General features: G+C 24.7%; 5 protein-coding genes. 2 read left to right on the top strand and 3 right to left on the bottom strand.

Annotated features, from left to right (window positions below; all coding sequences use genetic code 11):
- Positions 1 to 2,398 precede the first annotated feature (2,398 nt).
- The 3 genes from trkA to def form a co-directional block, all read right to left on the bottom strand.
- Positions 2,399 to 3,781 (bottom strand): Trk system potassium transporter TrkA, encoded by a 1,383-nt coding sequence (gene trkA / locus GFV14_RS03350; RefSeq protein ID WP_457914249.1) that lies wholly within the window; start codon positions 3,779 to 3,781, stop codon positions 2,399 to 2,401.
- Between the two features lie 1,749 nt (positions 3,782 to 5,530).
- The gene (fmt, locus tag GFV14_RS03355) at positions 5,531 to 6,478 is read right to left on the bottom strand and encodes a methionyl-tRNA formyltransferase (protein WP_457914250.1); all 948 of its coding nucleotides are present in this window, start codon (positions 6,476 to 6,478) and stop codon (positions 5,531 to 5,533) included.
- Between the two features lie 33 nt (positions 6,479 to 6,511).
- Positions 6,512 to 7,024 carry a peptide deformylase gene (def, locus tag GFV14_RS03360; RefSeq protein WP_457914251.1) on the bottom strand — a complete coding sequence of 171 codons (513 nt, stop codon included), beginning with the start codon at positions 7,022 to 7,024 and terminating at the stop codon, positions 6,512 to 6,514.
- Between the two features lie 1,640 nt (positions 7,025 to 8,664).
- On the opposite strand from def, the gene GFV14_RS03365 reads away from it, so the two are divergent.
- Both GFV14_RS03365 and GFV14_RS03370 read left to right on the top strand, forming a co-directional pair.
- Positions 8,665 to 9,234, top strand: a complete 570-nt coding sequence (locus GFV14_RS03365) for a Sua5/YciO/YrdC/YwlC family protein (protein WP_457914252.1) — start codon at positions 8,665 to 8,667, stop codon at positions 9,232 to 9,234.
- Positions 9,235 to 11,242: 2,008 nt separating this feature from the next.
- Positions 11,243 to 11,881: a Fe-Mn family superoxide dismutase gene (locus GFV14_RS03370; RefSeq protein ID WP_457914253.1), complete on the top strand. Its 639-nt coding sequence runs from the start codon at positions 11,243 to 11,245 to the stop codon at positions 11,879 to 11,881.
- Positions 11,882 to 12,891 lie beyond the last annotated feature (1,010 nt).

Here is a 12,891-nt window from a genome sequence, read left to right on the forward strand (position 1 = left end):
TGAGGAAAATTATTATATACAACGCAACTACTTGATGAACTTCATTTTATTATAGTTTTTTCGTACAATTAATAATCTTTCTTGCTCTCGAAAAAAATATATATTTCAAAAATATCATACTAAACGCATATGATTGTACAAAAACTAATAATTTAATTAATTTTAGAAATTTTTACATTTATATTTATATTCTCTTGATAATATCTGCTATTAGTAAAATACCAATATAAATTACTACAAAAAATAATTATATTAATATCACATAATAATAGTAATGAATTATATTCTTAAGTGATTATATTTATATTAAAGTACATTTAGCAGGTATATTCAATAATCTGAAAAATTTCAATAATATACTAAATTAATTGCATATCTCTTATATGGATAGATACAACCACTATTTATTTCATTTATATTTTATATTAATATATGCAAATTCATTAATAATATTTTACACATTCTCTTAAATGTATTTATAATGAATTTGCTTATAAATACTTGTGCATTTTATATAAGAAGATTTATTATATTTCCAGTTTATTTTTTAGATATTAATAGATTTAACTCTATTATAGAGACTAAAAAAAACAATTTACATTATTTAATAAAACGATTGATTCTGCTAAATTTCAAATTTATTAGCTCTCATTAAGATAAAATGTTAAACATAAATACAATAATAAAACCTTAAAAAAATAAAAATATTATGCTTGATATTAACTTATCATTTTTAAAGTATGACAATATTTTACACTGATACACTTTTAGTGTAATCTGAACAAGAAAGAAAATTAATGAAAGATTCATTTTATCATTCTACATATCTGAAAAGTCTGCAATGACGAATATATTATCAAATATTCTATCAAATTAAATGATAAACTCTTAAACTGGAAATATCTTAATACTAAAAAACAATATTAAATTTTAATTAAGTAAGTATATTTACATAAAGTTAAGTACTTTTTTCATAAAAAATTATGAAATTCCTAAAGGAAATTTTACAGCCCCAACACAATCAAAAATACTTTCATACTCGTATCTTGAGTATAACTCTACTATGACAGATACAGTAATTAAACTATCTTAATATAGTTAGGCAAAATCAAAATAGCTGAAAATGTCTCTTAACAATTAATGGAATTAATCATGAATATTAAAGTATATTTATTATTATCGTAGTCCACAAAAAGTTTCAAAGACAATGCTCACACCACTAAAAATTAAGCATAATCCTTAACAATTTTCAACTAACTAAAAATTTTTCAATTATATTATCTTAATACATCTAAGTCCCTATTTTTTATCAATTAAAGCAATAATATAAAATATAAAATATAAAATATAAAATATTATAATTAGAACAGTTATTTAATGATGAGAAGTAATAAATGAAACAACACAGAAAAAATATAGTATAGTACATAAAACATCATTAACTAGAAAAATTTTCTATCATGAAAACATCAAATCATAGTGTAGTTATTCTAAATAAAAAACTTAAACAAAAAACATAAATCTTAAAAACTATTCAGTTTTTTCTACGAAAAAATAATAAATGTAAAATTAACAAACTGAAAGCTAGTATATAATAGTTTTTAACATGCTATCAAATTTAATAAGATTTTTAATCATCTAGAGGTATATTTAACCACTGATCTTGATAGATCATTATGAACATAATGAGGTTTATTATTTTCAAACTTAATGCTATAGTATAAAATAAACATAAATAATTTGAAAGATATTACTATAATAACAGTATTTTGTATGAGCTACATAGGTGTTTTAAAGATATTTCTATAACTATTTGTTTGTAATTTTTTTAAAAAATTTATAAAAATCAACGGCTACTTTTCTAAAAGTTCATATAAAATATACAATAGTTTTTTAGAAAAAATTAGATAAATTATTACTAACAGCCTCTTTATAAAAAACTTCAACAGTAAATATAGCACTCTTACATATTTACTTAGAGGTAAATGCAATCTTCAATTTTTAAAAACAATAGTTTAAAATATAAAAACACTTTTAATAAATGTGATTATTATAGGATATTTCATTTCAAAAATGTTAATAAAATAATTACTTTTAAAAAATTAAAAATTAGACCATTAAAATAAAAGTAAATTATTTAAGATTCACTTAATAATTAACACTTTAATCAGAAATATGCTAATATTAGACACTAACTACGAAACTCTCTTTACTAAATACAAAGCTGATAATAAAATCCGCATCCATATTTAAAACGTTTTTATAAAAACTGTATAGTGTTGTTTTTTAACAACATATAAATCTTTTAGAAAGAGAAGTTTTATGAAAAATATATACACATGAAATTATCAGTTAAATTGTCTAGAATAACTAACAATAAAAAATACATTCCTGTTATTTATTTTTTTGTAAAAAACAAACTTGGTTGAAATAACTTTTCTACATCTGGCACATACTTTTTATCTGTAATAAATATAATTACATGATCACCTTGTTCAATAACATGATGATCACCAGCAATAAATATTTTTTCGTCCCGTATGATTGAACCAATCACCGTGCCTGGTGGAAGTTTAATTTCTGAAATCTTCTTATTCACAACTTTAGATGTATATTTATCTCCATGAGCAATAACTTCAATTGCTTCAGAACCTCCTCTTCTTAATAAAAATACGCTAACAATATCTGCTTTTCTAACATGACTTAATAAAGCTGAGATGGTTGCTTGTTGTGGAGAAATAATAATATCAATAACTCCATTTTGTACTAATTCAATATAAGCAGAACGTTGAATTAGTACCATAACTTTTTTAGCGCCCATTTTTTTAGCAAGCATAGAAGACATAATATTAGCTTCATCATCATTTGTGAGAGCGATAAATACATCCATCTGTTCAATATGTTCTTCTTTAAGCAAATCTTGATCTGACGCATCCCCATAAAAAACAATAGTATCATATAGAAATTCAGCTAATTCTGCTGCACGTTTTTGATTTCTCTCGATCAGCTTAATATTATAATCTTTTTCTATTGCTTTTGATAAACCCGCTCCAACATTACCTCCACCAACAATCATAATACGCTTATATGGTGTTTCAAGTTGCTGTAATTCACTTATAACCACACGAATATACTGAGTTAAAACAATAAAAAAAACTTCATCTCCCGCTTCAATAATAGTAGAATCCTTAGGACGAATAGGTTTATCTTGTCGAAATATTGCTATTACTCTTGCATTGATATGTGGCATATCTTTACATAAATTAGATAATGCATGACCTACTAAAGACCCACCGTAGTACGCTATGACAGAAACGATGCTTACTTTTCCTTCTGAAAAATTAACAACTTGCAATGCTCCAGGGTATTGAATTAATTTATAAATATAATCAATAACGAGTTGTTCTGGTGATATCAAATAGTCTATTGAAATTTGTTCCGGAAAAAATAATTTTTCTGTTTCACGCAGATATTCTGTTGCCCTAATACGTGCAATTTTATTTGGTGTATTGAAAAGACTGTACGCTATTTGACATGCAATCATGTTAGTTTCGTCAGAGTTAGTCACTGCAACCAGCATATCAGCATTTTCAGCTCCAGCATCTCTTAAGACACAAGGATATGAAGCATATCCATTAACAACACGTAAATCAAATTGATCTTGTAATTGTCTTAAACGATCTGTATTGGTATCCACTATAGTAATATCATTGTTTTCATAAACTAAATTTTTAGCAAGTGTACCACCAACCTGCCCAGCACCTAAGATAATAATCTTCACAGATTCTTCCTACCTAAAATAAATTTTATAGAGTTAGTATGTTAGTTTTATCAAACATATATCAATCATCACTGTTTATTATATTTTATGATATTGATAAACTAGTAGCTTAGCAGTAGTGAAACGAAAGATTAGAACACTTAAAACCTCTTCACTTGTTTACGCAACATAAAATAATAAATATCAGGTTTAAAACCTAAAAATAGATATTGACACATTTATACTTCTCAGTATTTTTTACATACATTGACCTAATGCGTAAAAATTAAATTACAAGTATGCAATGTATTAAATTTCATACTCTCAAGAATTGTGCCAAGCATGTCATATATATTATTTAAAATATATTTTTATTCTTAATAACTAATATATACTCATAAATAATTATATAGCATTGATTATGATAAACTATAATATATAATTGAATATGAAATATTAATATTCATAGCACAACTTTTTTTAGAAGCTGTATTCATGTTAATTAATTATGCAATAAATAATAACAACATAATAGTATTTAAATTTCTATTATCATTAATAAAAAAACCTCGACAAGATATTTAAAAGATTTAAGGAAATATGGTTTTATTTCTCGCGTCTTTTATTTTTAAAGTTTAAATAAGGTATGCTTTTTCTAAAACTACCTCTGAGTATTTACTAATACAAATTGCGAATTGATTTTTTAAATGCATAAAACACCTAAATTTCTTATACGGAGATACTTCTTATCACATATCTAATTTTAATTTCAAATAAAAATATTTAATTAATTGCAAGATTTTGAATTTACAATCAATACGGTATATTATACTAACTTTAATAAGATGCATAGAAAGATAATAAACTTCAAAAAATATAAATACACTATTAAAAGATTGTAGTTATATACATCACGCATTTTCAGATACTATATATGATGGAACATGTTTAATCTTTAAGAAAATTAAATTCAACAAACTTTATATGATCAATGTATTTTTTAAACCTTGAAGTCAGTAAATTTAGATTAGTTAAAGAGAAAAAACATTATTGATTATAAAAAAAAGTAAAAAAATTTAAATAAAAACATCATAATGACTATTCGTGGGTTTACTTTTCTATGTAATAGAAAAGTATTATATAATCTATGAATACATTTTCAAAATATAAATATATTATAAGTTTAATCTTCATTATATATTAAAAATGTTAATTATTTACCGTCATCGAACTTTACTATTAAGATATATATTTTCAGGAATAATGAATTATTAAATGAAATAAAATATATTTATGTCTATTATTTTAATAGAGTATTAGACTAATACTTATTGACACTAGAATTGATATCATATCTTTTTTGAAAAAGATTGTAATTAAAGATTTTTCAATATCATCGCATGATTAACAATATTAATAAATTCTGCATCAGAATAAATTAAGATCAATAACATCTACTTAGTCTAGAATATAATTAAATATTGCAATATCTATTTTTTTTACGAGTTAATATTTGAATTGATTTAAAATAGATTATTTATTTTACACAAATAACATAAACATTGCAAGCGCTTTTTGAATAAAAACGCATTTTGTTATTTATGTTAGGTAATATTAGTAATATTATGCTGAAGATAATTATGATTGAAAATAAATGAATCATGATTGTATTATAATAAAAATTATATATATATTATAAAATATAGTCATGTATTAGATCTATGAAAATAATCTTGACTAAATTTATTATTATACAATTTAATGAGTATTTTAATCAATCTTCTGCCCAGGAAAAAGCCATTCTCGTGGAGAGTTTAAAAGATCTTGTACTCCAACAGCTTTTTTACCGGGTAACTGTAGCTGAAGAATATTAATTACCCCATCACTCGTAGCAATACGCACTCCGTTTTTATCTACACTGATAATTCTTCCTGGTTGCTCAGTATGTGTTTCTAAGATAGCAGTGGCTTGCCAAACTTTAATCGATTGCTCTTGCACCATGAAGTAACTCATGGGACCAGATTGCAATGCTCGAATATATCGAGCAATTTTCTCTGCTGGTAGTTGCCAGTTAATTCGCGCTTCATTTTTAGATATTTTCTCTGCATAATTTGATAAATCATTATTTTGTTTTTCAACACTATGCTGTTGTTTAGATATTAAGCCTAACGTATGTATTAATGCTTCAGAACCTAAGTATATTAATTTTTTATAAAGCGTCGTGCTTGTATCTTCTATTGTAATAGAACACTTAACTTTATGCAAGATATCACCAGTATCAAGGCCTTCATCCATTTGTGTAATAGTTACGCCAGTTTCTACGTCTCCAGCTAAAATAGCGCGTTGTATAGGAGCAGCTCCACGCCAACGTGGTAACAAAGAGCCATGAACATTTAAACAACCTAAACGAGGAATGTCTAATATAGCTTTAGGTAACAAAAATCTATAAGCTACAACAATTAGTAAGTCAGCGTTTCGTTCTTTAATCCATTGATAGCTTTTTTTACTATTCAGTGAACTAGGTTGAAAAATAGAGATCTGATGTTTTTGTGCTAAAAGTTTAACTGGACTCATTGTTAATTTCTTTCCTCTTCCTGCAGGTTGATCTGGTGGGGTAAGAACCCCAACAACCTGGTGTTGAGTTTTAAGAAGAGCAGCTAAATGATTAGCAGCAAAAGAAGGAGTACCTGCAAAGATAATATTTAATTGTTCCGACACTTTTATTGTCTCTGTATAAAAATTTCTAATTAACTATTTTGCTTTTTCTCGCATTCTATTAAGTTTTTTAATTTTCTGTAAAATACGTTGACGCTTCAATGGAGAAAGGTAATCAACAAATAACTTACCAATCAGATGATCCATTTCATGTTGAATACAAATAGAAAGAATTCCTTTCGCTTCAAGCTCAAAAGCATTGCCGTTATAATCAAAAGCACGCACTTTAATTTTTTCAATTCTTGGAATAAATCCACGTTGTTCAGGTATAGACAGACACCCTTCTTCAATAACAGTGTTGCCTGATTGCTCTAATAATTGAGAATTAATAAGGACAAGTTTATTGTCACGGGTTTCAGATACATCAATAACAATGATCTTCTGATGAATATTCACTTGAGTCGCAGAAAGGCCAATGCCTTCTTCTTTATACATAGTTTCGAACATATCATCAATAATATGCTGAATTTTAGAATCAATTTTTTTTACACACTTAGCAAAAGTACGTAAGCGTTCGTCTGGATAATGTAATATATTTAATATTGCCATAAATTTTTAACCGCTGTCACAAAAAATATAAATAAACATTCATGTCTGTTCTAAAGTATTCATCTATGATATTAATAGTAATACTTGTGCTTTATTTACAGATGAACTATTGAAATAAAAAACTAAAATACGACATCAATATTTAACAATTTATTTTAAAATATACTCACTTCAGTAAGCAATGATCTATTCACGTATAAAATGCTATAACTGTGTGTAATATCAACTACATTAGTTAGTGTATAGTACGAAAATACCAATGAAGTGAATCAAAACATATATAGTTTTTAGATATTTTACTATCAACTCCGACGTTTCTTGAAGTATATGTTATCATTGATAAGAATTAGAAAATCAATACTGAATTAATGAACTGAGAATAATATTTTTAATTTTTTCACAATTCTTTTATATTTAGCGGTATTGTTTTTAACAAAACAGAATTTTAAAAACCTAATATTTATTAATTATATATTGAAAATATAGAATTTATGAAGTTTTTTATTATCATAATAGCAGATAGTATGCAAGATATAAATAGATACTATTCAAAATCTTTAAGCTATATAAAATGTACTAATAAACATTGAGCATATTAAAATAATGTTATATGTCAAAAAATTTATGAAAGCATTTGTCTATTCTTGATATAATATTTCTTTACTGCAATTAAATATAATAAACTGATGTGTCTATTACCAGGTAATATTTGATACTAGAAACTTTTACCAGTACCACAACATTTTTCAAGAACCACATTAAATTTATAAATACTTTACGCTTCAATAACTACAATAACCGTATCAGTTATTTATTATTTCTAAGACAGAACACACTCATCACATTGTAAAATGTTTTCTTCAAAAATTCCTTGAATTTAATAATTTTTTATTTACAAAGCTTGCAATAATACTCTATTATAAAATGTTTTTGAAAAACATTTAGTAAACATATACTAGTCTCCTGATATGAATTTTTTAAAATATACAGTAATACAAAAAATATTACGACCATTAACTTTCTAACAGCATCTGACATACAAAGATTAAACACATAAATTAAATTTATTAAAATATTCTCGACTAATCTTGCTACGATAGTAGTATTGTCATTTTAATAAAATACATAATATTTTCTTTCAAAAAATCTAAATAGTTTTTAATAAGAAAATTATGCATAATCAGATCAGGTGTAAAATAGAAAAAATGCTTTTTATCCTGAAATCTATGATTTCAAACTAACACAGCTTTCTTTTAAAAATATTTTAGTTAACATATTAAAAAATATGATGAAAGATAAAAATAATTTTATTTTGCAGTAAAATTATTAAATATATGTAATACCTGTAATTATTGTTTTTATAAGTATATCAATTGATTAGATAAAAATAGACAAAATACAATCATTGTCTCAAAAATACTAAATCAAAAATCTATGTACAACGTAAATCATATTTTAAAAATATTTCATACCTATGATAATAATCATCTCTTTCTATTAGTTTTTTAATAACAAATCTGATCATATAACAATACAAATTATTATTACTCTACATTATCTATAGAAATACATTATTTTAGAAAAACGATTGTTTTTCAAAAAAATGTTACTCAATCATACAAAACACAATAAATTAAACTATGCAAAATAAATTAATATCTAAAATTGAAGATGTTATTATTTCTTTTAATAAAGGCAATGTTATTGCTTATCCAACTGAATCTATCTTTGGAATAGGTTGTGACCCTGATAATGAAAAGGCAGTAAATAAACTACTGGAATTAAAACAGCGTTCTTGGAAAAAAGGACTCATACTTATTGCTGATAACTATGAAAAGTTCGAGAACTATATTGATGACAATCAACTAAATAACAAACAAAAACAAGCAATATTTTCAAGTTGGCCAGGGCCTGTTACATGGATTATTCCTGCAAATACATTAACACCAAAGTGGCTGACAGGTCATTTTAATACTTTAGCAGTAAGAGTCACAAACCATACATTAGCAAGGTTATTATGTCGTAAATATGGCAAACCAATCGTGTCGACAAGTGCGAATCTAAGTGGACAAATTCCTTGTAGAACAACACTTGAGGTCATTGAAAAATTAAAAGGAAATCTTTTAGTCTTTGATGGACTAGTTAATGGCCATCTAAACCCTTCAGAAATTAGAGATTCTAGAACAGGACAAATATATCGTAAAGGATAAAATCCTATATCATCATCTATACTCTTTTAATAACTAAATCCATCAGAATAGATTACCTGTAATACGTAAATATTATTCCGGATAAATGAGCCCTTAACTTGAACATAAATGTATTATAATGTCATAAGATATAAAAAGAGTAGACCTGATAATTATTACAGATTGTCATTAAGAGAATGATAAAAACCACCTAATCAGGACATACCTTTGTGAGTCCACTATTAAAATTCCAGAGCATACCGATTCTGCTAAAATAATATACAGACTCTCAAAATTATCGGCAATAATTAACTCAGGAATGACTTATGTATTAAACAGTTAAATTTCATAATTATATAGTATACAACTTGAAAAAATGGAAGTTCAATGTCTTTAAGAAGTTTCCGCGTTTTAAGCGTTAATTATCTGTGTTGTGGTCACTATTAAATAGCTAGTCATTCAACACAAGACAGGATTAAATAATTATTTGTAATAAAAATAATATTTATCGCCTATTTTCGAAACATTAATACAGCAAACTAACATTAGCTATTTTAAAATTATGTTGTACAATCTCAGTGTAGCACTCAGTAACTTATAAAATTTTAGTAACAGGTTTGGCTGTATGCAATAAACTGTAGAAAATTGTTATATTTTACAAATATAACAATTCATTTTTAGAATATACAGTTGTTAAATAACATGAATTTTTTAGAAAATCCACTATAGTTTCCTGTAAATTTTCAACTAATACTTTACCAATACCTAAAGTTCTTTTCTGTGAATACTAAACTCAATCATTATCTTGTGTTTAGTCATTCTGATACATTTAAATTTATTCATAACTTTTAGTAAGTATATTTATATAATTAAATTTCATAAATTACATAACTCCTGTTTTATCCTCAAAATCAGCTAAAAATAAACAATATTTTCTTTTAGATATTGATAGGTATTTTCTGAAATCTTAAATTGAAGAAATAGTTTAATAATTTTAAATCAATTAAAGTTAAGATATTTATATGATAAAATCTTTCTTTCATTAATGATTGTTAATACTAAATATTAAGCCTCAATACACTTATTAACCCTGAAACAATTTTAAAACATACAAACCAAGAATAATAATCTATATTTTTAACTTAACATTCTTACTGATGAAACAGTAATGACAATATCAATAAAAAATAATAAAAATTATCTTGGATAATCCTGAGTTATTAAAAGATAGTATCACGCAATCAATATGAGATTTAGTCATAATCTTAGTCTCATCAGACTAAGATTGTATTTTAAATTTTTTTAAAATATCAGTATTTAACAGTATTTATTCAAATAAAAAATGTAAAATATTAATATCAATCAATCAATATTTTAATACATTTAATTTATCATACGGGTCAAACAACTAGGCTAGTTTTTCTAAAAAAAGAATATTTATAAAGTGATTTATATCCTTTCATTATACTCACAAAATTAGTGATCAATAAAATTTTTCCTTAGTGATGGTTACAAATAGAATATCATATATTACTATTTCAACCTTTCTAGTATACAGTATTAGAAATATCAACAAAGCTATCGAAGCAATGTATTAGATGATCCTAATCATGCATTCGTCCAGCATGAAAAACACAAAGATCTCTCATAAAAATTATATGAGAGAAGTAAAAAAGATTTACGAAATTACAGAAGTACTCTGATCAAAGCTCAAAATGAATATTTTAATATTCAATTAATCAAAGTAATATGCAAGAGATACTAAAAAATTTGATGGTGTAGACGAAATAAACAATATTAAGATTATTAAATCGACTTACACTGAATTACAAAGTATTGCAAAACTTAAAAAAGCATTAGAAGTATTTGAAGATAAACTTGCAGTTTGTAATGCTAGTTTTAATTATCTTAATCTTTAAAAAAATTCTGATAGATATTTTATCTTCATGTACTAAAATATATAATATAATTTTTATAACTTGTAGTATAGTCTACAATACCGAAAATAATACATATTGGAAATAACACAATGAGCTATATATTACCTAATTTACCTTATACTTATGATGAATTTGAGCCTTATTTTGACAAAAAAACTATGGAAATTCATTATACTAAGCATCATCAAACCTATATTAATAACATCAATACAGCATTCAAACAATTACCTGAATTTGCTAGTTTTAACATTAATACATTAGTTCAACAGTTACATAAGATCCCAGCTGACTTACACACTTTCGTTCGTAATAACGCCGGAGGCCATTTAAACCACAATTTATTTTGGAAAGGACTAAAAAAAAATACAGTTTTAAACGGTGCACTCAAGACTGCCATTGAGCATAATTTTAGTAACTTCGATACTTTCAAAGATCTATTTGAAAAAGCAGCTACAACATTGTTTGGTTCTGGTTGGATATGGCTGGTTATGAAGAATGTTAGTACACTTTCTATCTTATCTACTAAAAACCAAGATAACCCTATGATGGGTGAAATTATTTCTGGTGTATCAGGTTATCCAATAATTGGATTAGATATGTGGGAACATGCTTATTACCTAAAATATCAAAACCGTCGTCATGACTACATTAAAGCTTTTTGGTCAGTTGTAAATTGGGATGAAGCGGAAAAACGTTTTTCTGTAAAAAAAAATAATTATTTTATCTAGTAAATTGTAAAGAAGGTGTTTTCTTTGGGAAACACCTATTTATTAATACGTTATATTTGTTTTAATCATTCTTTATAAATAGTAGAATCTATATTAAAATTAAAGAAATCAACTGAAATATTCATACGACGTGTTGTCACACATAGAATTTATTCAAATTTTTGACATATAATAATTTCATGTATCCTATTTAAAATAGATAAATTTTTATAAAATAAAATTATTATATAAATATTTTCACAAATGCAGTTGTTATAGTTGAGAAAGCTAAAAGCTATATATTCCACACAGTCAATTCGTGTAAAGTATTTTAGTGTTCTGTTTCTTCAAAAATACTTAACATCTAGTATGCACTATAATAATTTTTACAAAAAAAATCATACACATTACTATTGAAACTGTTGAAAATAAGAATCATTAGAAATAACGATAATCTCTTTTAGAAGAATGTTAAAAATATTTAGTAAAATTTCTGTTATCAACAATTAACTCTCTAAGATTTACTTGATGTGTATAAATATCATTCATTAGAATACGCAGAGAAAATATAAAAAATTCTAATACAAGTAACAGTTATTCTCATAAGAATAATACGTTCTTCATATTAAATTTATAGTGCACTTAATAACATTCAAGTAATAACAAATAATATTAAGAACATAAAAATGCATAGATAAATTTTATTTTAAATAACAGGGCCTGTATAGAAAAAGAATAGTTTAAAAGATAATAGTGATAAATGTGAATTTTCAGATAGCTGATATATAATATAGATTAACATAATCAAGAACATGTAACATGATGCATTTTATATCTTCAATTCTCTGAAAAATTTTTCGAATACTGAAAAATATGAGAAATATTTCAATACGTACATTTGTATATATTATACTGATATTTCTTACCTTATCTATTCAGTAAAATACATCAAATAGTATTTTGGAGGCATTAACTAAAATCATCAATAAAACATGATTAGGTAAAATAATACTTAAATAATCTTAAAGAAC

This window comes from Candidatus Hartigia pinicola (assembly GCA_020541205.1).
Taxonomy (GTDB): domain Bacteria; phylum Pseudomonadota; class Gammaproteobacteria; order Enterobacterales; family Enterobacteriaceae; genus Hartigia; species Hartigia pinicola.

Bases quoted from the DNA above. Each gene is read 5' to 3' on its own strand.
- GFV14_RS03370 (WP_457914253.1), top strand. From the start codon at position 11,243: ATGAGCTATATATTACCTAATTTACCTTATACTTATGATGAATTTGAG.
- GFV14_RS03365 (WP_457914252.1), top strand. From the start codon at position 8,665: ATGCAAAATAAATTAATATCTAAAATTGAAGATGTTATTATTTCTTTT.
- def (WP_457914251.1), bottom strand. From the start codon at position 7,024: ATGGCAATATTAAATATATTACATTATCCAGACGAACGCTTACGTACT.